At 72.1% G+C, this 23,086-nt stretch carries 18 protein-coding genes; 6 read left to right on the top strand and 12 right to left on the bottom strand.

What is annotated here, in order from left to right; genetic code table 11:
• Positions 1-51 precede the first annotated feature (51 nt).
• Positions 52-963: a helix-turn-helix domain-containing protein gene (locus BLW82_RS13230; RefSeq protein WP_093498976.1), complete on the bottom strand. Its 912-nt coding sequence runs from the start codon at positions 961-963 to the stop codon at positions 52-54.
• Positions 964-1,027: 64 nt separating this feature from the next.
• On the opposite strand from BLW82_RS13230, the gene BLW82_RS13235 reads away from it, so the two are divergent.
• Positions 1,028-1,663: a GNAT family N-acetyltransferase gene (locus BLW82_RS13235; RefSeq protein ID WP_093498977.1), complete on the top strand. Its 636-nt coding sequence runs from the start codon at positions 1,028-1,030 to the stop codon at positions 1,661-1,663.
• A gap of 67 nt (positions 1,664-1,730) precedes the next feature.
• Here the strand turns inward: BLW82_RS13235 and BLW82_RS13240 are convergent, their stop codons facing one another.
• From BLW82_RS13240 to BLW82_RS13265, 6 genes are all read right to left on the bottom strand, one after another.
• Positions 1,731-2,924: a YncE family protein gene (locus BLW82_RS13240; RefSeq protein ID WP_093498978.1), complete on the bottom strand. Its 1,194-nt coding sequence runs from the start codon at positions 2,922-2,924 to the stop codon at positions 1,731-1,733.
• Positions 2,924-3,688: a polysaccharide deacetylase family protein gene (locus BLW82_RS13245; protein WP_093498979.1), complete on the bottom strand. Its 765-nt coding sequence runs from the start codon at positions 3,686-3,688 to the stop codon at positions 2,924-2,926. The genes BLW82_RS13240 and BLW82_RS13245 overlap by 1 nt, the downstream gene beginning before the upstream one ends.
• Positions 3,689-3,809: 121 nt before the next feature.
• Positions 3,810-4,313, bottom strand: coding sequence for an ATP-binding protein (locus BLW82_RS13250; RefSeq protein WP_177232932.1), 504 nt, complete (start codon positions 4,311-4,313; stop codon positions 3,810-3,812).
• A gap of 289 nt (positions 4,314-4,602) precedes the next feature.
• Positions 4,603-5,370, bottom strand: a complete 768-nt coding sequence (locus BLW82_RS13255; RefSeq protein ID WP_093498981.1) for an enoyl-CoA hydratase/isomerase family protein — start codon at positions 5,368-5,370, stop codon at positions 4,603-4,605.
• An 87-nt stretch (positions 5,371-5,457) separates the two neighbouring features.
• Positions 5,458-6,693: a L,D-transpeptidase gene (locus tag BLW82_RS13260; protein ID WP_371131333.1), complete on the bottom strand. Its 1,236-nt coding sequence runs from the start codon at positions 6,691-6,693 to the stop codon at positions 5,458-5,460.
• 153 nt (positions 6,694-6,846) lie between these two features.
• Positions 6,847-8,082, bottom strand: coding sequence for a L,D-transpeptidase (locus BLW82_RS13265; RefSeq protein WP_093498983.1), 1,236 nt, complete (start codon positions 8,080-8,082; stop codon positions 6,847-6,849).
• A 244-nt stretch (positions 8,083-8,326) separates the two neighbouring features.
• Between BLW82_RS13265 and glgX the strand changes: the two genes are divergently transcribed.
• A complete protein-coding gene (gene glgX, locus BLW82_RS13270; RefSeq protein ID WP_371131334.1) occupies positions 8,327-10,591 on the top strand; it encodes a glycogen debranching protein GlgX in 2,265 nt (754 codons plus the stop codon).
• A gap of 209 nt (positions 10,592-10,800) precedes the next feature.
• On the opposite strand, the gene BLW82_RS13275 is transcribed toward glgX, so the two are convergent.
• From BLW82_RS13275 to BLW82_RS13295, 5 genes are read right to left on the bottom strand one after another with little or no spacing between them, the layout of a single operon-like run.
• A complete protein-coding gene (locus BLW82_RS13275; RefSeq protein WP_093498984.1) occupies positions 10,801-11,718 on the bottom strand; it encodes a dihydropteroate synthase in 918 nt (305 codons plus the stop codon).
• A 39-nt stretch (positions 11,719-11,757) separates the two neighbouring features.
• On the bottom strand, positions 11,758-12,402 hold the full coding sequence (locus tag BLW82_RS13280) for a response regulator (RefSeq protein ID WP_093498985.1): 645 nt from the start codon (positions 12,400-12,402) through the stop codon (positions 11,758-11,760).
• The gene (locus tag BLW82_RS13285; protein WP_093498986.1) at positions 12,392-13,648 is read right to left on the bottom strand and encodes a sensor histidine kinase; all 1,257 of its coding nucleotides are present in this window, start codon (positions 13,646-13,648) and stop codon (positions 12,392-12,394) included. Before BLW82_RS13285 ends, BLW82_RS13280 begins: the two co-directional genes overlap by 11 nt.
• Before the next feature lie 28 nt (positions 13,649-13,676).
• Complete coding sequence (locus BLW82_RS13290) at positions 13,677-14,411, bottom strand: ABC transporter permease (RefSeq protein ID WP_093498987.1); 735 nt, start codon at positions 14,409-14,411, stop codon at positions 13,677-13,679.
• Entirely contained in the window at positions 14,408-15,316 is a 909-nt protein-coding gene (locus BLW82_RS13295; protein ID WP_093498988.1) for an ABC transporter ATP-binding protein, read from the bottom strand. Before BLW82_RS13295 ends, BLW82_RS13290 begins: the two co-directional genes overlap by 4 nt.
• Before the next feature lie 228 nt (positions 15,317-15,544).
• Here BLW82_RS13295 and BLW82_RS13300 point away from each other — a divergent pair, with 228 nt between their 5' ends.
• Genes BLW82_RS13300 through BLW82_RS13315 form a run of 4 tightly spaced genes read left to right on the top strand, consistent with a single transcriptional unit; the run spans position 15,545 to position 22,895 of the window.
• Positions 15,545-17,443, top strand: coding sequence for an ABC transporter ATP-binding protein (locus BLW82_RS13300; protein ID WP_093498989.1), 1,899 nt, complete (start codon positions 15,545-15,547; stop codon positions 17,441-17,443).
• Positions 17,440-19,308 carry an ABC transporter ATP-binding protein gene (locus BLW82_RS13305; RefSeq protein WP_093498990.1) on the top strand — a complete coding sequence of 623 codons (1,869 nt, stop codon included), beginning with the start codon at positions 17,440-17,442 and terminating at the stop codon, positions 19,306-19,308. Before BLW82_RS13300 ends, BLW82_RS13305 begins: the two co-directional genes overlap by 4 nt.
• A gap of 51 nt (positions 19,309-19,359) precedes the next feature.
• Entirely contained in the window at positions 19,360-21,147 is a 1,788-nt protein-coding gene (locus BLW82_RS13310; RefSeq protein WP_093498991.1) for an ABC transporter transmembrane domain-containing protein, read from the top strand.
• Positions 21,144-22,895 carry an ABC transporter ATP-binding protein gene (locus tag BLW82_RS13315; RefSeq protein WP_093498992.1) on the top strand — a complete coding sequence of 584 codons (1,752 nt, stop codon included), beginning with the start codon at positions 21,144-21,146 and terminating at the stop codon, positions 22,893-22,895. The genes BLW82_RS13310 and BLW82_RS13315 overlap by 4 nt, the downstream gene beginning before the upstream one ends.
• Positions 22,896-23,086: the final 191 nt, after the last annotated feature.

Raw genomic sequence — 23,086 nt, forward strand, 5'->3', positions numbered from 1 at the left:
CCTTTATGTCCGTGTTTCCATTGTCGTACCGGCGTAGTGCCGCAGGCCAGGTTAACGGCCCGGCCAGGCCTTCAGCGCAGCGACCACCCAGCCGAACTCCTCCTGGTACCGCGGGGGCGCCGGAGCACCCTTGATGATGTTCACCAACTCCCGGTAGCGGGAGACCTCGTTGCCCAGGTCGATCCGGCGCAGCACCGCGGCCCGGTCGGTGGCCTCCCCGAAGACCTCGGTGAGCACGGCGTCCGCCTCCGGTGCCTCGGGCGCCACCCCGCGCTCGCGTGCCGCACCGACGACGTCGACCAGCTTGCGGAAGAACCACTGCGAGGCGCCGGCCGGGGTGTCCGGCCCCCGGTCGGCCGCGTTGAACTCGATCATTCTGCGCATCGCCGCCCGGAAGTCCGGGTCCTGCAGCAGTTCGGCCAGCTCCACCCAGGCGTCCACCTGCTCGGGGCCCGGGTCGTCGGGCAACGCCACCCCGAGAGTCCGGGTGCGCTCCCGGATCCAGGGGTCGGCCGTGTCCAGCCCGTCGAAGATCTCCGCCACGAAGTCGTCCACGATCCGCTGCCGTTCGGCGGCCGACAGCCGTGCCAGTCTGTTCATCAGGGTCATCTCCTCCGCGTTCGAGCCACGTCGCGCCACCGTCGACAGCACCGCACGGGTCACCTTCAGGGAGCGGATCTGCGCGTCCAGCGCCGCCACGTGCGCGGCGGCGACCTCGGCCACGGTCTGCTCGCCGGAGAGCACCGCGCGCACGTGCCCCAGGCCGAGCCCCAGTTCGCGCAGGGTGCGGATCAGCTCCAGGCGGGCGAACGACTCGGCGTCGTAGAGCCGGTAGCCGCCCGCGGAGCGGGTCACCGGGGTGAGGACACCCTCGTCCGACCAGTAGCGGATGGTGCGCACGGTCAGCCCGGTGGCCTTCGCCAGCTCGCCGATGGTGAAAAGTCCGGTGCCGTCGTCGATCATGTCTGCGAGTGTGGGCCTTCCAGTGGGTGGAGACTCAAGGAGCCCCGGGGAGTCGAGGAGCACGGTGGCAGAGACCCTGCGGGACATTCTGGACGCGGCGGCCCGGGGTGTCTTCCCGCCGCCCGACGGCCGGACGACGGTCGTGCCGCAGCCCTCCCCGCGGGACGCCGGGGTGCTCTCCTTCACCGCGCACTCGGTCGTCTTCGTCGACGAGGACCCGGAGTGGGTGTACGACACCCTGCGTGCCACCCCCAGCGATCCGCTGGCCGCGACGATGAACTCGCGTTTCCTCACCGCCCTGATGGACCGCACGGGCCGCGAGCAGGAGACGATCGACGCGCTGCTGGTGGCCGGCCCGCTGCCCGGCCGCCCGGAACTCCCCCTCACCGAGCTCACCGGCCCCGACCCCTCCCGGGTCGGCTACGCCAGGGCCCGCCGGGACGAGGTGCGTGCCTGGACGGTGGCGGGCGGGGTGCTGGTGCTGGGCCGGGGCGTCGCGGGGCGCCTGGAGGTCTCGGTGGAGGTGGACCAGGGGGTACGGCAGCGGGGGCTGGGCCGGGCCCTGGTGGCCGCCGCCCGGCAGCTCGCGGACGAACCCCTGTGGGCGCAGGTCGCGCCGGGGAACGCCCGCAGCGTCCGGGCGTTCCAGGCGGCCGGCTATGTGCCGGTGGGCGCCGAGGCGCTGCTGCTCAAGGCCTGAGGCCCGAGGGCCCGACCTGACCCGGCCTCACCTGGCCTGACCCGGCCCCACCTGGCCTCAGCCGACCTCAGCGGAAGATGCCGGTGTGGCCGAGCGAGTAGCGGCCCGGCTGCGGGTAGACGGCGAGTCCGTGCGGGCCGCTGCCGACGTGGATGCGGGCCAGTTCGGCGCCGGTGCGGGTGTCGATGGCGTACACCTCGGAGTTGTAGCGGCCGGACAGCCACAGCACCTTGCCGTCCGCCGAGACCCCGCCCATGTCGGGGCTGCCGCCGCCCGGCAGCCGCCACTTCCCGGTCAGCCGGTTCTGCGCGAAGTCGAAGAGGGAGATGGTGCCCTCGCCCCGGTTGGAGATGTACATCACGCGGGAGTCCCGGCTGACGTACAGCCCGTGCGCGCCCTTGCCGGTGGCCAGGAAGGTCGGCCTGGTGAAGGCGTCGCCGTCCAGGATCCACACCCCGTCGGCCATCATGTCGGCGATGTAGAACCGCTTCCCGTCCGGGGAGACCTTGACGTCCTGCGGCATGGCGCCGTGGTAGGGCAGCTTCTCCTGCCGGAGCACCTTCATCTGCTCCGTGTCCACCTTGAGCACTTCGCCGCTGAACTCGCAGGACACGATGAAGTACCGGCCGTCGAGGGAGAAGTCGGCGTGGTTGACGCCGTAGCAGCTGACCGGGACGGCCTTGACGGTCCGCATGGTGTGCGCGTCCCGGAAGACCAGCTGGCGGTCGTTGGAGGCCATCACGATCGCGTACTTGCCGTTGGGCGTGAAGTACAGGTTGTACGGGTCGTGCACGGAGACCGGCTTGCCGGCCCGGCCGGTCCTCGGGTCGATGGGGGTGAGGCTGTTGCCCAGGTCGTTGTTGACCCAGAGTGTCTTCAGGTCCCAGGACGGCACGACGTGCTGCGGCTGCCGCCCGACCGGGACGGTCCCGATCACCCGGTACGTCTTGGGGTCGATGATCGAGACCGTGTCGGAGTTGGTGTTCGGGACGTACACCAGGGACGGGAAGTCCTTGACGACGGGTGAGAGGTTGCCGGGGCGGTCGGCGGCGTACACGTCCTTCGGGTCGAGGACCGGGGGCATCCCCGGCAGTACGTCGACGGCCGGCTCCGCCTTCTTCGCCGGCGGTTGCACGGCCGCGGTGGTGCCGGCGGCCGGTGCCGCGGGGCTGTCGGAGCCGCCGCTGCACGCGGGGAGCAGGGCCAGGACGGCGAGGACGGCACCGGCGGACAGCAGACGGGCGGCGTTCGTGGTTCGCATCAGCTGAGCAGCTCCGTGGTGGTGACCGCGCGCAGTCCACGGCGGTGGAGTTCTTGGAGGACGGCGGGGAGGGCGGCGACCGTGTCCGGATACCCGAAGTGCATGCTCACCACCGAGCCGCCCGTGACCTCCGCGAGCACCTTGCGGGTGATGGCCGACGCGCCGGGCCGGGTGTAGTCGAGCGAGTCCACGTCGTACGACAGCACGTGCGGGTAGCCGGCCTCGGCCGCGAGCCGGGCGACGAGCGGGGAGGCGGTCGGCGCCCTTGAGGGGCGGAACCAGGTCCCGATCGATCCGGTGAGCCGCCTGAGCCGCTCCGCGCAGTCGGTGATCTCCTTGCGGGCGTCGGCCTCCGCCATGGCGTTGATGGAGACGTGCCGCTGGGTGTGGTTGCCCAGGTCGTGACCGGCGTCCAGGATGCGGCGGGCCATGGTGGGATACGCGTCGAGCCAGCTGCCGACGGCCAGCACCGTGAGGTGGGCGCCGTGCTGCTCGGCGGTGCCGAGGAGCTGGTCGGCGAGCGCGGGGTCGCCCTGGCCGTGGAAGGTGAGGGCGACGGAGGCGGCGGTGCGGGGGCCGTGGGTGACCTGGAAAGGGAGCAGCGTGGGGGAAGCCGACGGCGAGGTGGGACCGGCGGTGGTGGGGGGCGGTGCTGCGGTGGCCGTACCGGTGGTGCCGCAACCGGTGACGAAGGCGCCTCCGGCGGTGAGGGCGGCGCCTGCGCGGAGGAGGTCGCGTCGGTGGGTGGGGGTCACCTGCACCATTTAAAGGTGCATAGGTAAGAAAGGCGGCTATTGACCCGAAATGGATTGTTTTTGCACGTTGCGGTCGACAGGGTTGATCGCATGGTTCCCCGCGCCCCCGAAGGGGCGCGTTTCGGTGGGCCTATCGATCAGCCACCCGCATCTCGAACCACGTCGTCTTTCCCCTCGGCAGCAGATCCACGCCCCAGCGGTCCGCCAGTTTGTCCACCAGGAACAGGCCGCGGCCGCTGATGTCGGTCTCCTGAACCGGCATCAGGCAGGGCAGCCCGCGGGAGGGATCGCGCACCTCCACCCGGATCCAGCCGGGGCGGCGGCGCATCCGCAGACCGAACACCCGGGCGCCGGTGTGCCGTACGGCGTTGCCCACCAGTTCGGAGACGAGTAAGACCGCGTCCTCCGTCATCTTGGGGCTGAGCCGCCACTGGCGGAGGACGACGACCTGGGCGAGCCGGCGGGCGGTCGCCGCGGACTCGGGGCGGGACGGCAGCGGAACCTCCGCGTCCGTCGGGTTGCCGAACAGTTCGATCGCCTTGAGCGCCCGCTCGTCCTCGACCGCAGGCGACCAGCGCGCCGCGGCCGCACGGCTGTGTCCCCGCGGCTGTTCGATGCCCTCCAGCCCCGCCATGCCCCCATCATGGCCGCCGAGAGCGCCCTCCGTGGCCGTTCCGGGGGAATACGCCCCCGCAAAGCTCCCACCCGCCGACGGGTGATCGGCATATGCCATCGGCATTCCGGAGGCATCGGAAGCCAGTCCGACCTGCGAAGACGTTCTCTCTCCGGGCAATCGCCAGACCCCCTCGACAAGGCAGGCTTAGGGTTGCCTTAAGGCTCCCATAATCCGCCCCATCGGGGGACCCGGAATCAGACATCGCGTCAACTGCAAGGGGTTCGGGGCTTTCACAGCAGGGCGAAGATCACAGGAACTTGGCCTTGCCCGGCCCCTCCTCGACGAAGCTGCGCATGCCGCGCTCGCGGTCCTCGGTCGCGAACAGCCCCGCGAACCAGTTCCGTTCGACGGCGAGCCCGGTCTCCAGATCGGTCTCCAGGCCGGTGTCGACCGCCTCCTTGGCGGCTCGCAGCGCGATCGCCGGCCCCTGCGCCAGCTTCGCCGCCCAGGCGTGCGCCTCGGTGTAGACGTCGGCGGCGGGCACGACCCGGTCGACCAGTCCGATGGCGAGCGCCTCGTCGGCCTTGACCATCCGGCCCGTGAAGATCAGGTCCTTGGCCTTGGAGGGGCCGATCAGCCGCGGCAGCCGCTGGGTGCCGCCGGCTCCCGGGATGAGCCCGAGGAGGATCTCGGGCTGTCCGAGCTTGGCGTTGTCGGCGGCGATGCGGTAGTCCGCGCAGAGGGCGAGCTCGCAACCGCCGCCGAGCGCGTAGCCGGTGACGGCGGCGACGACCGGCTTGGGAATCCGGGCGACGGCGCTGAACGAGTCCTGGAGGGAACGGGACCGCAGAACCATGGCCGCGTGGTCCATGTTCTGCATTTCCTTGATGTCGGCTCCCGCCGCGAAGACCTTCTCACCGCCGTACACGACGACGGCACGCACGTCCTCGCGCCGGGTGGCCTCCTCCGCCAGCTCCTTGATCCGGTCCTGGGTGGCGACGTCGAGCGCGTTCATGGGCGGCCGGTCGAGGCGGATCGTACCTACGCCTTCGGCGACTTCGAGGGTCACAGTCATACCGAGCAGGTTAACGCCGGTTCATCAGCGCCCCTTCCGGGGCGCGGGGAACGGCGCGAACAACCCCCGCCGGCCGCAGCCGACGAGCTACTTGGTCCATTCCTGCCAGGACATGTTCCAGCCGTTGAGCCCGTTGTCCGGCGACACCGTCCGGTCGTGCGAGTGCTTCACCGTCACCACGTCCCCGATGATCGAGTGGTCGAAGAACCAGGCAGCAGGCACCGCGCGGTCCCCGCCACCCCGGATGTCCCGGAGGCCGACGCACCCGTGGCTCGCGTTGTAGTTGCCGAACGCGTCGCCACCCCAGTAGTTGCCGTGGATGAACGTCCCGGACGTGGTCAGCCGCATCGCGTCCGGCACGTCCTTGATGTCGTACTCGCCGCCGTAGCCGACCGTCTCGCCGTTCATGCGGGTCACGCGCAGCTTCTCGCTGATGACCATCTGGCCGTTCCACGTGTCGTAGCCCGGCTTGCCGGTGGTGACCGCGAGGGTCTTCACGACCTTGCCGTCCTGCATGACCTTCATCGTGTGCTTCTTGGCGTCGACGACGGACACCTGGTTGCGGCCGATCGTGAACTTCACGGTCTTGGCCTGCTCGCCGTAGACCCCGGCACGGCCCTCGACGCCGTTGAGGTTGAGGGAGACGGTGACCTTCGTGCCGGACTTCCAGTAGTTCTCGGGGCGGAAGTCGAGGCGGTCGTTGCCGAACCAGTGGCCCTCGACGTCGACCGCGGGCTCGGTCTTGATGGTGATCGCCTTCTCCACCGCGTCCGGATCGGTGATGCCCCGGGTGAAGTGGACGGAGAACGGCATGCCGACGCCGACCGTGGAACCGTCCTCCGGCGTGAAGTAACCGACGAACGTGTTCTTCGGGGTCAGCGTCGTGAAGCTGGAGTCCTCCGCCGACTCACGGCCCTCGGTGTCCTTCGCGACCGCGTGCACCGTGTACTTCGTGGAGTTGGCGAGGTGCGTCGAAGGCGTCCAGCTGGCGCCGTCCGCCGCGATCGCCCCGGCTATCTCCTTGCCCTTGGCGTCCTTGACCTCGACGTCGGTCAGCTTGCCCTTGGCGGCGCTGACCTTGAGCGCCCCGCTGGTGTCCACGCCGGTCGCGCCGGACTTGGGGCTGATGCTGACGGTCGCCACGGACTGCTTGCTCGCCTGGGTGGTGGCGTCCTTGGCCTTGCCCTGGTCCGCCCCCTTCTCGGAAGAGCCGCCCCCGCCGCAGGCGGTGACGGCCATGAGCAGGACGCCGGCGACGACCGTCATCCCCTGCTTCCTCCGCGCCCCCCGAACCGACGCCCCCGATATCGGCCGCTCGTTCAAAGTCGTTCTCCCCTCCCAGGGCCTGGTCAGCCCACCCCGGCGCGTCAGGCGCGCGCATTGGCGCATAGTAACCGCAGGGTTTTGAGCTTGGTGTTGGGCGAATGTCACCGTTGCGTCGCAACTTCGCGCCCCCACCGGCCCGCCCTCACCTGGTTACTTGACCGCGCTGCCCGCCTTCCACTCCTTCCACCCCATGTTCCATCCCCCGAGGCCATTGTCGGGAGATACCGTTTTGTCCTTGCTGTTCACGACTTCGACCACGTCACCGATGAGGCTGCGGTCGTAGAACCAGCCCGCGGGCGTGTCCGAGCTGCCGCCCTTCACGTCGCGCAGGCCCACACAGCCGTGGCTGACGTTGACGCGGCCGGGGGCGTCCGGCGCCCAGTAGTTGCCGTGCAGGAAGGTGCCGGAGTCGGTCAGCTTGAGGGCGTGCGGGACGTCGGGGATGTCGTACTCGCCGCCGAAGCCGACCGTACGGCTGTTCATGCGGGTCACGTCGTGCATCTCCATCACCACCATCTTCCCGTTGTAGGTGGTGTGCTCGGGCGCCCCCGCGGTGATCGGCACGGTGGCGAGCAGCTCGCCGTCCCGGCGGACCTCCATGGTGTGGGCGGCCGCGTCGACGAGGGAGACCTGGCTGCGGCCGACGGTGAAGGTGAACGTCTTGGACTGGAGGCCGTAGACGCCGCGGGCGCCCTCGACGTCACGGAGGTTCAGGCCGACGGTGACGACCGTGCCGGGCTCCCAGTACTTCTCGGGGCGGAAGTCGAGGCGGTTCTTGCCGAACCAGTGCGGGCGGATCTCGACCGCGGGCTTCGCGGTCACCCGGATGGCGCGTTCCACGGCGGCGCGGTTGTCGATGTCGCGGCTGAAGGCGAGGGAGACGATCATGCCGGTGCCGACGGTGGCCCGGTTCTCCGGGGTGACGTACCCGATGAAGCGTTCGTCGGGGACCAGTGTGGTGAAGGTGGTGTGGCGGGCCGAGCGATGGCCGGCGCCGTCGACGGCCACCGCGTCGACGGTGTACTTGGCGGCGAGCGCGAGTTTCGGGTCGTCCGGCCGCCAGATCGTGCCGCCCCCCGCGATGTGCCCGGGGACCGGGGAGTCCTGTGCGTCCTGGGATCTGACGACGCGGACGGATTCCAGGCGGCCGCTGGGCACCCGGACCATCAGCGGTCCGTCGGGCCGTACGGCCCTGGTGCCGTCGTCCGGGGAGATGCGGATGACGTCCTCGGGGGCCGCGGGTCTGCCGCCGAGAACGTGGTCGATGCCGAGCCCGTGGGTGCCGCCCGAGGAGCAGCCGACGGCTCCCGCCAGCAGCGCCGCCCATGTCAGTACCGCGGCCAACGCGGCCCGCGCGCGCCGTGCGCGCCCTTGTGGATGCCTCACGTGCGGCTCAACGAGCGGGCATGCCCCTGGGAAACGTGAGTGCGACGCCGGCACTGGGCAGAACAGAGGGAAGGACGACGAGCTGGGGAGCCGCCGTGCCCGTGCGCCAGCCGTCGCGGGCACGTCCGTAGCGAGCCGCCGACCGTGCCCGGGACCGGGAGTCCGGGCGCCGTCGGCTGCTCGGACACGGGTGCGCTGCGCCCCGGTGGTCGGCGAGCCGCGGGACACAAAAAGGGGCCGACAGGTGACGAGCGCAGCCGAGCAGCAGGGGGCACCGGCGCGGGCCCCGAGGGCGGACGGCGCCACGGCGCACGCCCCCGCGGTGAACGGGCCCGCGGTGAACGGGACGTCCCTCCCCGTCCCGGCGGCGTGGCCGGGAGCGTCGACACCGCTCGGCGCCCGGTTCCGGGTCGGGCCCGACGGGGTGGCGGGCACCAACTTCGCGCTCTGGGCGGCCGGCGCGGAGGCGGTCCGGCTCTGCCTCTTCGACGAACAGGGGCGGGAGACCCGTATCCCGCTGACCGAACTCACGCACGAGATCTGGCACGGGTTCGTGCCCGGCGTGCTGCCGGGACAGCGGTACGGCTACCGGGTCGACGGCCGCTGGGACCCGTGGACCGGCGCCCGCTGGAACCCGGCGAAGCTGCTGCTGGACCCGTACGCGCGGGCGGTGGACGGCGAGTTCGCCCTGCCGCCCGAGGTGTACGGGCACGTCCGGGACTGGCCGGACCAGCAGGTCGCCGACACTGTCCGCGACGACCGCGACTCGGCGCCGTACGTCCCGAAGGGCGTGGTCGTCCACGATGACGACGACTGGTCGGACGACCACCGCCCGAAGACGCCGTGGGCCGACTCCGTCATCTACGAGCTGCACGTGCGCGGCTTCACCCGACTGCACCCGCGGATACCCGAGGAACTCCGGGGCACCTACGCGGGCCTGGCCCACCCGGCCGCCGTCGACCACCTCGTCAACCTCGGCGTGACGGCCGTGGAACTCCTCCCCGTCCACCAGTTCGCCCACGAGGACCACCTGCTCAGGCGCGGCCTGAAGAACTACTGGGGCTACAACTCCATCGGCTACTTCGCCCCGCACGCGGCCTACGCCGCATCCGGTACGACGGGACAGCAGGTCGGCGAGTTCAAGCGGATGGTCCGGGCGCTGCACGCGGCCGGGATCGAGGTCATCCTCGACGTCGTCTACAACCACACCGCGGAGGCGGGCGAGCTGGGCCCGACGCTGTCCCTGAAGGGCATCGACAACCGCGGCTACTACCGCCTCCAGGACCACGACGCCCGGCGCTTCGCGGACTACACCGGCTGCGGCAACACCCTGCACGTGGTCCGCCCGCACGTGCTGCGCCTCATCACCGACTCACTCCGCTACTGGGTGACCGAGATGGGCGTGGACGGCTTCCGCTTCGACCTCGCCGCCGCGCTGGCCCGCTCGATGCACGACGTCGACATGCTCTCCCCCTTCCTCGCCGTGATCGCCCAGGACCCGGTGCTGCGCCGGGTCAAACTGATCGCCGAGCCCTGGGACGTCGGCTCCGGCGGCTACCAGGTCGGCGCGTTCCCACCCCTGTGGACGGAGTGGAACGACCGCTACCGCGACGCCGTCCGCGACTTCTGGCGCGGCGCCCTCCCGGACGTGCGCGACCTCGGCTACCGCCTCTCCGGCTCCAGCGACCTCTACGCCTGGGGCGGCCGCCGCCCCTACGCCTCCGTCAACTTCGTCACCGCGCACGACGGTTACACCCTGCGCGACCTGGTGTCGTACGAGCGCAAGCACAACGAGGCCAACGGCGAGCAGAACCGGGACGGCTCCGGCGACAACCGGTCCTGGAACTGCGGCGCGGAGGGCGAGACGGACGACGAGGACGTACGGGCCCTGCGCAGGCGCCAGTTGCGGAACCTCCTCACCACCCTCCTCCTCTCGACGGGTGTCCCGATGCTGGTCGCCGGCGACGAACTGGGCCGCACCCAGGGCGGCAACAACAACGCCTACTGCCAGGACAACGACATCAGCTGGCTGGACTGGAGCCTGCTCGACGACCCCGCCTGGCGGCCCCTGTTCGACCTCACCTCCCGCCTGATCAGGCTCCGCCACCGCCACCCGGTGCTGCGCCGCCGCGCCTTCTTCTCCGGCCGCGCGCACTCGGCGGACGGCCTGCGCGACCTGGCCTGGTTCACGGCCCACGGCGAGGAGATGACCGCGGGCGACTGGTACGCGCCGGCCGCCACCCTCGGCATGTTCCTCTCCGGCCGGGACATACCGGGCCGCGACGACCGCGGCGCCCCCGTCCTCGACGACAGCTTCCTCACCGTCCTGCACGCCGGCGCCCGCCCGACCCGGTTCGTCCTGCCGGGTCCACCGTGGGCCCAGCGCTACGAGGTCCTGGTCGACACCTCACTGGAGGACCAGCGCACGGAGCCGGCGGAGGTGCACGAGGCAGGCACGGTGATCACAGTGCCGGGACGCACGGTGCTCCTCCTGCGAGTGGCCGACTGACCCACCGCCCCCGAGGACCCCCAACGGGCTTCTGCCGTACCGGGCTAGTGCCGCGGCAGGCAACGTTTGCCCGTCAAGGAGCGGCGTCCGGTGCGTGCTCTCGGCGTGCCGGCCGGAAGTCCTCGTACTGGATGTACTTGGGCTTTCGGCCGGTGCGGCGAGAGTGCGTGCCGGGCGTCGTGACGGGGCGAACGTTGCCTGTTGCGGCACTAGGTTCCGGGAGCGAAGCTCTGCGTGCCGAGCGCCCGCAGAGCGGCCAGTACCGCCCTTGTGCGGGGAACCTCGTGGGTGCGGTAGACGCCTGTTCCCCCGAGATGCGCCAGAACCGTGAAGAAGCCTTCGGCGGTGCGGAACTCGTCCTCGAAGAGGCTGAACGCGTGCGGCAGGGAGTGGCAGATGGGAAGGCCCATCCGCCGAAGCCGGAACGTGTTCAAGAGGGCACGGCCCTGATAGTGCACACGGGTGTCGGCGGATATGTGCTTGTCGTGCGAGAAGCCGATTCCGGGGTCGACGACGATGCGATCGACCCCGGCCGAGCGGGCGTGGTCCACGCGCTTCTCGAAGTAGTCGAGCATTCGCGGGACGGGATCCTGGTCGATGCCCTTGGCGCGCACGTCCCGGGAGTTCGTCCCTTCGACATGGCACAGAACGACTGTCGCTCCGTGGTCGGCCAGCACGGGGAACATCTCGCCGTCCGATGCCGGGCCGCCCGAGTAATTGACCAGGAGCGCCCCAGCGTCCAGACACGACTGGGCAACAGCAGGCTCGTACGTCTCGACCGACACGGCGACGCCTTCCGAGGCGAGCCCCTTCACGACCGGCACCAAGGCCGCCACCTGCTCCGCCACGGAGACCTGTCGCGTCCGGGGATTGCTCGACTCGGCGCCGACGTCGACGATGTCGGCGCCCTGCGCCGCGAGGATGCGGCCCTTTCTGACAGCGGACTCGGTCGAGGTCGCGACGCTCTCCCGATAGGTGGAGTCCGGCGAGAGGTTGACGCATCCCATGATGACGGGGGTGGTGTCGACATCGATGTGCCGGTCGCCCACCCGAAGTGGTGCGACGGGTACGGAGAGATCGGCCTCGAATCGCCGCGCCAGATCTGCCAGCTGTGCAAGGGAAATCATCCGACCCCATTCCTGTACGACGGCCCGGGAGGCACCGCGCTAGCCCAGAATCCCCCGCTGGTACCCCGTCGCCACCGCGGCCGCGCGGTCGTTGACGCCGAGTTTGGCGTAGAGGTGGGTGAGGTGGGTTTTGACCGTGGCCTCGCTGATGAAGAGTTCGCGGGCGATCTCGCGGTTGGAGGTGCCCCGGGCGACCAGGGCCAGGACCTCGCGTTCGCGGGCGGAGAGGGGCTCGTTGGCGGGGGCGGCGGGGGTGCGGACGGCGGAGACCAGGCGGGAGGCGACGGCCGGGGAGAGGACGGTGCGGCCCTGGGCGGCGGCGCGGACGGCGGTGAAGAGTTCCTCGCGCGGGGCGTCCTTGAGGAGGTAGCCGGTCGCGCCCGCCTCGATCGCGGGGAGGGTGTCGGAGTCGGTGTCGTACGTGGTGAGGACGAGGACCTTGGCACGGGCGCCGCGCCGGGTCAGTTCGCGGATGGCGTCGACTCCGCCGCCGCCCGGCATGCGGAGGTCCATGAGGACCACGTCGGGGTCGAGGGTGCCGGCGAGCGTGACGGCCTCGGCGCCGTCGGACGCCTCGCCGACGACCGTGAAGCCGGGGGCGGACTCGAACATGCCGCGCAGGCCGTCGCGGACCACCGGGTGGTCGTCGACGATGAGCAGCGAGATCGGGGGCTCAGTTGTCATGGCGGACCAACGGTACGCGCGCCGACAGTGCGGTGCCGAGCCCCGGTTCGGACTCCACGGTCAGGGAGCCGGCGATGCGTTCGGCGCGGGCCCGCATGCCGTCCAGGCCGAAGCCGCCGGCCCGGCTGCGGGCGGGCACGGCGAGCAGGTCGAAGCCGGTGCCGTCGTCGCGGATGTCGAGGATGACCTCGCCGCCCGGGAAGTCGCCGAGGAAGGAGAGGGTGACGCCGACCCGGGAGGCGTGCGCGTGCCGGGCGGCGTTGGAAAGGGCCTCCTGGACGATGCGCAGAAGGGTGGCCGCGACCTCCTCGTGAAGTTGCTCGGCGGTGCCGGTGACGGTGAACTCGGCGCGTACGCCCGTCCGTTCGCTCCACTCGGCGACCGTCTTCCGCAGCGCCTCGGGCAGCCCGTCGTGCTCCAGGGCGACCGGGGCCAGGTTGTGCACGGAGCGGCGGGCCTCCCCCAGGCTGTGCCGGGCCAGCGCGAGGGCGCGGCCCACGTGGTCCTCGGCCAACGCCGGATCGGGGGTGTTGGCGACGACCTGGAGCTGGGCGATGATCCCGGCCAGGCCCTGCGCGATGGTGTCGTGGATCTCGGCGGCGAGCCGGCGCCGCTCGTCGGCGACCCCGGCCTCCCGGGCCTGGAGGAGGAGCTGGGCGTGCAGCGCCGCGTTCTCGTCGAGGGCCTGGCGCAGCGCGGCGATGGTCTCGGTGCGTTCGAGGGACCGCTGCTTCTCCTGCTCGGTGAGGTGGGCGACCCCGACCTGGAGAACGGAGTTGGCGACCAGCAGCACGCCGAACAGCAGCCACTGGAGCAGGCTGCGCAGCGGCATCCCGCCCGTCTGCGCGCCGGCCACGGTGACGGCGCTCGCCAGCAGCCCCAGCCGCCGCCACCGGCGCGGCAGCAGCTCGTCGGCGTCCATGTAACCGGAGGCGGCGTAGAACGCGAAGAACGGGCTGAGCCAGGTGAGCACGAAGGCGAGGGCCCAGCGGAGCGCGTAGTACGCGCTCCCGGCCGCGGAGGGCGTACGGCCGCGGTCGGTGCGGCGGGACCGCGTGCTGTGCCACCACAGCTGGAGCAGGACCGCGGCGCCGACCAGGGACCAGGCGGTCAGCCACGTCGACCGGGGGGTGCCGGGGTCGGCGGAGACGACCCCGAGGACGATGCTGACAGCGAGGAACCCGTACGGCCCCCAGGTGTGCAGCTGCTCCCAGCGCCGGTCGATCCGGTTGTCGTCGGCGGTCATGTGCCCAGTCTGCATGGCGGCCCGTCTCCTAGTCCCAGCGGAACCAGCGGGCGGCGCCCGCGGTCAGCAGGAGCGCCCAGAGGGCGAGGACGCCCAGGTGCTCCCAGCCGGGCCAGTGGCCGGCGGCGGCGCGGTCCAGGGCGCGGGCCGCCGCGCCGAACGGGGTCAGCTGCACCACCCGGGCCATGGTGTGCGGCATCTCCTGGACCGGGATCCACACACCCGCGCAGAACATCATCGGGAAGAACACCGCCGAGCCGATCGCGCTCGCGATCTTCGTGGTGCGGGACAGCGCCGAGACGACCGAGCCGAGGGCGAGAGCGGCCGTGGCCGCGAGGAGCAGGGCCAGCAGGTATCCGCCGGGCTGCTTCGGCAGCCGTACGTCGAAGGCCAGGCGGCCGACGAGGAGTGCCAGCAGCGCCGAGCCGAGGGCGACCGTGCCCTGCACGGCCATCTGCGCGGACAGCAGCGCGGAGGGCCGTACGGGGGTGAGCCGCATCCGGCGCAGGATGCCCCGCTCCCGGTGGCCGGTGAGCGCCTGGGGCAGGGTCTGCACCCCGGCCATGATCAGGGCGATCAGCACGGCGACGGGGACGTACGCGTCGACCGGGCGCAGGCCGCCCAGGGACTTGTCGGCGTCCCGGAAGGAGGGGATCGAGCCGAGGATCACCAGCAGCAGCGTCGGGAACAGGAAGACCCAGAAGACGGCGCCGGGTTCGCGGCGGAACAGCCGGAACTCGGTGCGCAGGACGGCGGTGTTCATGCTGCTTCCTCCTTCGTCAGGTCGAGGAACGCGTCGTCGAGGGTGGCGTCCACGACCCGGAGCTGGTGGGCGGTGACGCGGTGCCGGGCGAGCAGGGTGATGACGGCGTTGACGGTCTCGTCGGTGCCGGAGAGCGTGATCCGGCCGTCCTTGCGTTCGATGGAGGCGAGGGCGGGGAGGGCGGCGAGGTCGTGGTCGTCCAGGGGTGCGGACGGGGTGAAGCTGATGACGGTGGCGCCGGCGCTGCGGCGGATCAGTCCGGCAGGGGTGTCGAGCGCGGCGACCCGCCCCTTGTCGATCACCGCGATCCGGTCGCAGAGCCGCTGCGCCTCCTCCATGAAGTGGGTGACGAGCAGGACGGTGACGCCGCGCTCCCGGACGTCCTCGATCAGCTTCCAGGTGTCCCGCCGGGCCCGCGGGTCCAGCCCGGTGGTCAGTTCGTCGAGGACGACGACCCGCGGGTTCCCGATCAACGCCAGTGCGATGAAGAGCCGTTGCTTCTGCCCGCCGGACAGCCTGCCGAAGCGGGTGGCGAGCTTGTCGGTGAGCCCGAGGCGTTCGGCGAGCGGCGGCCAGTCGAGCGGCGTCGGGTAGAAGGAGGCGTACAGCTCGAGAGCCTCGCGGACGGTGAGCTTGGGCTGGAGCTCGCTCTCCTGGAGCTGGGCGCCGAGGACGCGGGCGACCTTGTCGTGGTCGGCGACGGGATCGAGCCCGGTGACCCGGACCCGGCCCGCGTCGGGCACCCGCAGCCCCTCCACGCACTCCACGGTGGTGGTCTTGCCGGCGCCGTTCGGCCCGAGGATCCCGAAGATCTCGCCCTCCTCGACGGCGAGACTCACCCCGTCCACGACGGGCCGGCCGCCGTACGACTTGCGCAGGTCTGTCACTTCGATGACGGTTGGCATGCTCCGAGGGTCCCGTCCGCCCCCGGCCCGCCGCATCGGCCGCCCCGCTCGAACCGCCGTCAACCGATCGGCTGATGCGCCGCCTCCGGCCGTACGACCCTCGAACACTCCCCCGGTCCTCGGCTTCGCGCGAATCGGGGGACCCCCAGGTCGTAGGACCAGCGGCCGACTCCGGTCCGGCCAAAACTCGGTGGGCGTTGTCAGTGCCGATCCGTAGGCTCGCCCCTGATGCCTCCGAAACGTGCAACCACCAAGGACCGGTCCGCCGTCCGCATTCTGCTGCGCCTGTGGCCGTACGTACGGCCGGTGCGGCTGCGGCTGTCCGTCGCCGCGTTCGTGGCGATCGTCGCCTCCTGTACGGGGCTCGTCATCCCCCTCGTCCTCAAGTGGATGGTGGACGGGCCGGTGGCCGACCGCGACCCGGCCGGGGTGTGGCTCGGCGCGCTGTACCTGCTGCTGCTCGGCATCGCGGAGGCACTGCTCTTCGGTCTGCGCCGCTGGCTGGTCGCCAGGCCGCTCTCACGCGTCGAGGCGGGGATGCGGGCGGACCTGTACGGCCATCTGCAGCGGTTGCCGGTCGCCTTCCACGACCGGTGGGCCTCCGGCCAGCTGCTCTCCCGGGCCACCACCGACCTGATGCTGCTCCGCATGTTCCTCGCGTTCCCGCTGACCTTCCTCCTGGTGAACGGGGTGACGATCCTCGTCGGTGTGCTGATCATGCTGGCCCAGGACTGGACGCTGGGCCTGGTCATCCTGGGCCCCACGATCCCGGTGATCTGGACCTGTGTGATCTTCGAGAAGCGGTACGCGGAGGTGGCGCGGCTCGCCCAGGACCAGGTCGGCGACCTGACGACGGTGGTCGAGGAGAGCGTGCTCGGCATCCGCATCATCAAGGGCTTCGGCCGCCACCGCAGCCAGGCGCACGCGTTCCGCGAACTGGTGCGGACCCTGCGGGGCACGGAGCTGCGCAAGGCGCGGATGCTGGCGATGATCTGGGGCGTCATCGTGACGCTGCCGGAGGTGGCGATCGGGGCGGCTCTGCTGTGGGGGTCGATCCAGGTCGCGGAGGACGGGCTGAGCGCGGGCACACTGGTGGCGTTCCTGTCGACGGCGCTCGCGCTGAGATGGCCGGTGGAGTCGATCGGGTTCCTGCTGGCGATGAGCCAGGAGGCGGCGACGGCGACGGAGCGCTTCTTCGAGGTGCGGGACGCGTCGGAGGAGGGCGCCGATGCGTCGTCGGGTGCGGGTGCGCGGGGGCTGAGCGCGCAGTTCCCCGCACCCCTTCAGGGCGCTGCGCCGAGCCGCCCCGCAAGGGGCGCGGAGAGCGCGGCCGGCCACGACGGCGCCGGGCCCGACGGCGGCCCCCTCGCCCCGGTCCCGGTGCCCGACGGCATCCGCTTCGAGAACGTGCAGTTCCGTTACCCCGACGCCGCCCCCGGTTCCGCCCCGACGCTCGAACTCGTCGACCTGCACATCCGCCCCGGCGAGTCGATGGCCCTCGTCGGTGCCACCGGCAGCGGCAAGACCACCCTCACCGCGCTCATCCCCCGCCTGCACGAGCTGACTTCGGGGCGGATCACCCTCGACGGCGTGGACATCGCCGCCATGCCCCGCGAGGAACTCCGCTCCCTCGTGGCGGTCGCCTTCGAGGAGCCCACCCTCTTCTCCGCCTCCGTCGGTGAGAACGTGCTCATGGGAGCCGCCGAGGGCGCCGGGGAGCCGGAGCTGTCCCGTGCCCTCGCCGTCGCCCAGGCGGACTTCGCGCACGCCCTCCCGCAGGGCACCGCGACGCAGGTCGGTGAGCAGGGCCTCAGTCTCTCCGGCGGCCAGCGGCAGCGCCTCGCGCTCGCGCGGGCGGTCGTCGGCCGGCCCCGCTTCCTCGTCCTCGACGACCCGCTCTCCGCGCTGGACGTGCACACGGAGGCAGCCGTGGAGGCGGCGTTGCGCGACGTGCTCGCCGACACCACCGCGCTGATCGTCGCCCACCGCCCCTCCACCGTCCTGCTCGCCGACCGCGTCGCCCTGCTCTCCGGCGGCCGGGTCACCGCCGTCGGCACGCACCACGAACTCCTGCGCAGCAACGCCGAGTACGCCCACCTGATGTCCGGGGAGGATCACCGCCGATGACCGCAGCCACCTCCCTCCCCGCCCCCGACGAGGACGACGAGCGCCGGCACCCGGACCCGGCCGGCACCTCCGGCGGCGACCCGTTCGACCGGGACGTCCTGCCCACCCCGCCCGGCGCCACCGCCACCCTGCTGCGCTCGCTCCTCGCCCCCATGAAGGCGAGGGTCGCCGTCACCACGTTCCTCCTGCTGCTGCAGCAGGCGGCGGTGCAGGCGGGCCCGCTGCTGGTGGCGTACGCCATCGACACGGCCGTCCCGGCGTTCCGTCGCCACGACCACGGCCCGCTGTTCGCGGTGGCCGCCGGGTACGGCGTGAGCGCGCTGCTCTCGGGCGGCCTCCAGTACGCGTTCGTCGAGGCCTCCGCCCGCGTCAACCAGGACGTCCTGCTCGACCTGCGCGGCCGCATCTTCCGGCACGCGCAGGCGCTGAGCATCGACTTCCACGAGCGCTACACGTCGGGCCGACTCATCTCCCGCTCCACCACGGACGTCGAGTCGCTGCGCGAGCTGCTGACCGAGGGCCTCCAGGAGCTGGTCACGGTCATCCTCTCCTTCCTCTACATCTCGGCGATGCTGCTCTGGCTGGATCTCGGCCTCGGCGCGGTCGCGGTGGCCAGCTTCGTACCGCTGTACCTGCTGGTCCGGCTGTACCAGCGGCGCGCGGTGCGGGTGTACAAGGCGCGGTCCACGGCGATCGCGGCGGTGATCGTGAAGTTCGTGGAGACGATGAACGGCATCCGCCCGGTGCGCGCGTTCCGCCGGGAGGCCGCCAACGACGCCGAGTTCGCGGTGCTGAACCGCCGCCACGAGCGGACCAACGGCGACGCCCTGCTCGAGATGGCGCGGTACGTGGTCGGCTCCCGGCTGGTCGCCAACACCTCGGTCGCGGTGATCGTGCTGTGGGGCGCCTACCGGGTGGCGTCCGGCTCGCTGGAGCTGGGCGTCCTGGCCGCGGCCGTCCTCTACCTGCGGCGGCTGTACGACCCGATCGACCGCCTCGGCATGTTCCTCAACTCCTACCAGTCGGCCGCGGCCTCCCTGGAGAAGATCGCGGGCCTGCTGGCCCAGACCCCGTCCGTGCCGGAGCCCTCAGTCCCGAGGGAACTGCCCCCACGGGTGACCGAACTCCCGGGCCGCGAGGTCGTCTTCGACGGTGTCCGCTTCGCCTACCGCACCGGCGGCGAGGTGCTGCCCGTCTTCGACCTCACCCTCCCGGCCGGGCAGACGGTCGCGGTCGTCGGCTCCACCGGGGCCGGCAAGTCGACGCTCGCCAAGCTCCTCGCCCGCTTCTACGACCCCTCCGACGGCCGGGTCCTCCTGGACGGCGTGGACCTGCGCGAACTGACCGTGCCGGAGCTGCGCCGCGGGGTGGTGATGGTCACCCAGGAGGCGTTCCTGTTCTCCGGCACGGTCGCGGAGAACATCGCCATCGGCCGCCCGGACGCCACCCGTGAGGAGATCGAGCAGGCGGCCAAGGCGATCGGCGCCCATGAGTTCATCGCCGCGCTGCCCGACGGGTACGACACGGACGTCCGCAAGCGCGGCGGCCGCATCTCGGCCGGACAGCGCCAACTGGTCGCGTTCGCGCGCGCCCTGCTCGCCGACCCTGCGGTGCTGATCCTCGACGAGGCGACCAGTTCCCTGGACATCCCCGGCGAACGGGCCGTGCAGCGGGCGATGTCGACGGTCCTCAAGGGCCGTACGGCGGTGGTGATCGCGCACCGGCTGTCCACCGTGGAGATCGCCGACCGGGTGCTGGTGATGGAGCACGGCCGCATCGTCGAGGACGGCCGCCCGGCCGAGCTCATCGCGGGCACGGGCCGGTTCGCGGATCTGCACCGGGCGTGGCGGGACAGCCTGGCCTAGGCGGAACAAGGCGGAACAAGGCAGGAGAAGGCACGAGAACGGGGTCGCAGGGTGATCGACGCGTACGAGGATCCGGGGACGCCCGACACGCGCGGCGGGTGGTCCTACCTGTGGTGGCTGGTGGCCTGCCAGCCGGGCCGCTCGCTCGCCGGGGCGCTGCTGGGCAGTGTCTGGCTGACGCTGATGGCCGGGACGCCGTACCTGATGGCCCGGGCCGTGGACGACGGCCTGGTGCCGGGCCGTATGGGGGTGCTGGCCGGGTGGACGGCGGCGATCTTCGTCCTGGGCGCGGTCAACGCCTGGATCAGCATCATGCGCCACCGCACGATGACCCGGGTGCGGATGGACGCCTACTTCCGCACGATCAAGGTACTCATGGGACAGACGGTCCGGCTCGGCGCCGAGCTGTCGCGCCGGTCCGACGCGGGGGAGGTCGTGACGATCGGCGTCGGCGACGTGCACACCATCGCGCAGGCGCTGACCGTCGTCGGCCCCGGGGTGGGCGCGGTCGTCGTGTACGGGGTGGTGGCCGGGCTGCTGCTGACGATCTCGCCCCTGCTGGCCGGCGTGGTGCTGCTCGGGGTGCCGGTGGTGGCGCTCGTCGCGGGGCCGCTGGCCCGGCGGCTGCAGGGCAGGGAGACCGAGTACCGGGAACGCCAGGGCGTCCTGACGGCCCGTATCGGTGACCTCGCGGGCGGTCTGCGCGTCCTCAACGGCCTGGGCGGCAAGGGCCTGTTCGCGGACGCCTTCCGCCGCGACTCCCAGCACCTGCGCGCCCAGGGCTACCGAGTGGGTGCGGTCGCCAGCTGGGTCCAGGCGCTGGGCATGGGCCTGCCGACGGTGTTCCTCGCGGTGGTGACCTGGATCGCCGCCCGGATGGCCGCCCGCGGCGACATCACGGTCGGCCAGCTGGTCTCGGTGTACGGCTATGTCGCGGTCCTGGTCGGCCCGGTGGCCTTCTTCCTCGACATGGGCTACCAGCTCAGCCGCGGCGTGGTGGCCGCCCGCCGGGTCGTCCGCCTGCTGCGCCACGAGCCACGGCCGGACGAGGGCACCCGGCGGCCCCCGGCCGGCCCCGCCGTCCTGCACGACCCCGAGTCCGGCGTACGGCTGCGCCCCGGCCGTCTGACGGCCCTGGTGAGCGCCGGCGCGACGGAGACGGGGGCGGTGGTGGACCGCCTGGGCCGCTACACCCACTCCGACGTGACCTGGGGAGACGTACGACTGGACACCGTCCCGCTCCCGGAGGTCCGCGCCCGCATCCTGGTCGCCGACAACGATGCCGACCTGTTCGCGGGCCCCCTGATCGATGTCATCACCGGAAGCGTCAACGCGCCCCGCAGGGACGCGGGGAACGGCGCGACCAGCCACGACGGCGCCGCACCCGCCGACGCTTCCCACGCCGCACCCTCTGCCGCGCGCCTCGCCCAGGCCCTCCACACCGCCGCCGCCGAGGACATCGTCCGCGCCCTCCCCCACGGCCTCGACTCCGACCTCACCGCCCAGGCCCGCAACCTCTCCGGCGGCCAACGCCAACGCATCCGCCTCGTACGGGCTTTGCTCACCGACCCCGAGGTCCTCCTCGCCGTGGAACCCACCTCCGCCCTCGACGCCCACACCGAGGCCCTGGTGGCGGAGCGCCTGCGCACCGCCCGCGCCGGCCGCACCACCCTCCTCACCACCACCTCCCCGCTGCTGCTGGCCCAGGCCGACGAGGTGGTCTTCCTGGTCGACGGCAAGGTCGCCGCGACCGGCACGCACGAGGGCCTGCTGGACAGCGCACCCGGCTACCGCGCCCTCGTGGCCCGGGACACGGAGGACGAGGAGTTCGCAAGGTGACGACGAGCCAACTCCCGGTCGCCGGCCGCGCCGACGTACGCCGGGCCACCCTCCGCCTGGTGCGGGCGGATCGCGGTCCCTTCGCCGCCGCGCTGCTGCTGAACGCGGCGGCGGCCGGCACCGGACTGGTCGGCCCCTGGCTGGTCGGCCGGATCGTGGACGAGGTACGGGCCGGTGGCGGAGTCGCCGCCGTGGACCACCTCGCCCGGTGGATCCTGCTCTGTTCCCTCGCCGAGCTGCTGCTCGCCCGCTCCGCCCGTTACCTCGGCCACCGCTTCGGCGAGCGCACGCTGGCCCGCGTCCGCGAGGAGTTCGTGGACCGGGCGCTCGCCCTGCCCGCGTCGGTGGTGGAGCGGGCCGGCACCGGCGACCTGACCGCACGCGGCACCGGCGACGTGAACACCGTCGGCACCACCCTTCGGGACGCCGGTCCCGAGCTGCTGGTCAACACGGTGCAGGCGGTGTTCGTGATGGGCGCGGTGTTCGTCCTGGACCCCGCGCTGGCCGCGTTCGGGGTGCTCGGGCTGACCCCGATCTGGTTCGCGCTGCGCTGGTACCTGCGCCGGGCCCGGGACGGCTACCTCGCCGAGGGCGCGGCCACCTCCGGGGTCGCGGAGATCGTCACGGCGACGGTGGCGGGCGCCCGTACGGTGGAGGCGTTCCGGCTCCAGGAGCAGCGGATCACGGCGAGCCGGGACGCGCTGGAGACCAACCGGAAGGCCCGGTTCTACACCCTGTGGCTGCGCACTGTGTTCTTCCCGGCCGTCGAGGTGTCGTACTCGGTGCCGGTGGCCGGGGTGCTGCTGGTCGGCGGGCTGCTGCACACGGGCGTCGGGGTGGTGGTGTCGGCGGCACTGTATCTGCGGCAGTTCACCGAACCGCTGGACCAGATCCTGATCCGGGTGGAGCAACTCCAGTCCAGCAGCGCCTCGTTCGCCCGGGTGGAGGGGCTGGCGCGGGCCCCGCGGGCGGCGGCGGACAGCGGGGCGCCGGCGCCGTCGGACGACCGGATCGAGGTGCGCGGGGTGCGGTACGCCTACGAGCGCGGCGGCGAGGTGCTGCGCGGGGTGGACCTCACGGTGCGGCCCGGGGAGCGGCTCGCGGTGGTGGGCCCTTCCGGCGCCGGGAAGACGACGCTGAGCCGGCTGCTGGCGGGCGTGGACGCGCCCGGGTCGGGCACGGTGACCGTGGGCGGGGTGCCGGTCGCGGGGCTGGCACCGGAGCGGCTGCGGCGCCAGGTCGTCCTGGTCACCCAGGAGCACCACGTCTTCCTCGGCACGGTCCGGGACAACCTGCTGATCGCCGAACCGGACGCGACCGACGCGGACCTGTGGGCGGCGCTGACCGCCGTCGGCGCCGACGACTGGGTGCGCGGCCTGCCCGGCGGTCTCGACACCCCGCTCGGCACGGGCGGCGCGGACGGCACGGCCACCGACGGCGCTCGGGCCCAGCAGCTCGCGCTGGCCCGGGTGGTGCTGGCCGACCCGCACACGCTGATCCTGGACGAGGCGACCGCGCTGCTGGACCCGGCGACCGCCCGGCACACCGAGCGCGCGCTGGCCGCCGTACTCGAAGGCCGTACGGTCATCGCCATCGCGCACCGGCTGCACACCGCCCACGACGCCGACCGGGTGGCCGTGATGGAGGACGGCCTCCTCACCGAACTCGGCACGCACGAGGAGCTGGTGGCGGCGGGCGGGGCGTACGCGGCACTGTGGTCGACCTGGCACGGGGACATGGCGCCCTGAACGGCCCGGCGCCTGTGGTACTCGACGTCCTTGCCTTCGCGTCCTCGACGACCCCGCAACAATCCGCATACCGAACATGAACATCCGGACAACGAACGATTTCTGGCCAAGTTTCTGACGCGCTCCTGACAGGTGGCGTTTTCTGCTGCCACTCTTCCCACGGCCGACTCACAGCAACCCCACAGCTCCAC

It is taken from the genome of Streptomyces sp. Ag109_O5-10 (assembly GCF_900105755.1).
Lineage (GTDB): Bacteria > Actinomycetota > Actinomycetes > Streptomycetales > Streptomycetaceae > Streptomyces.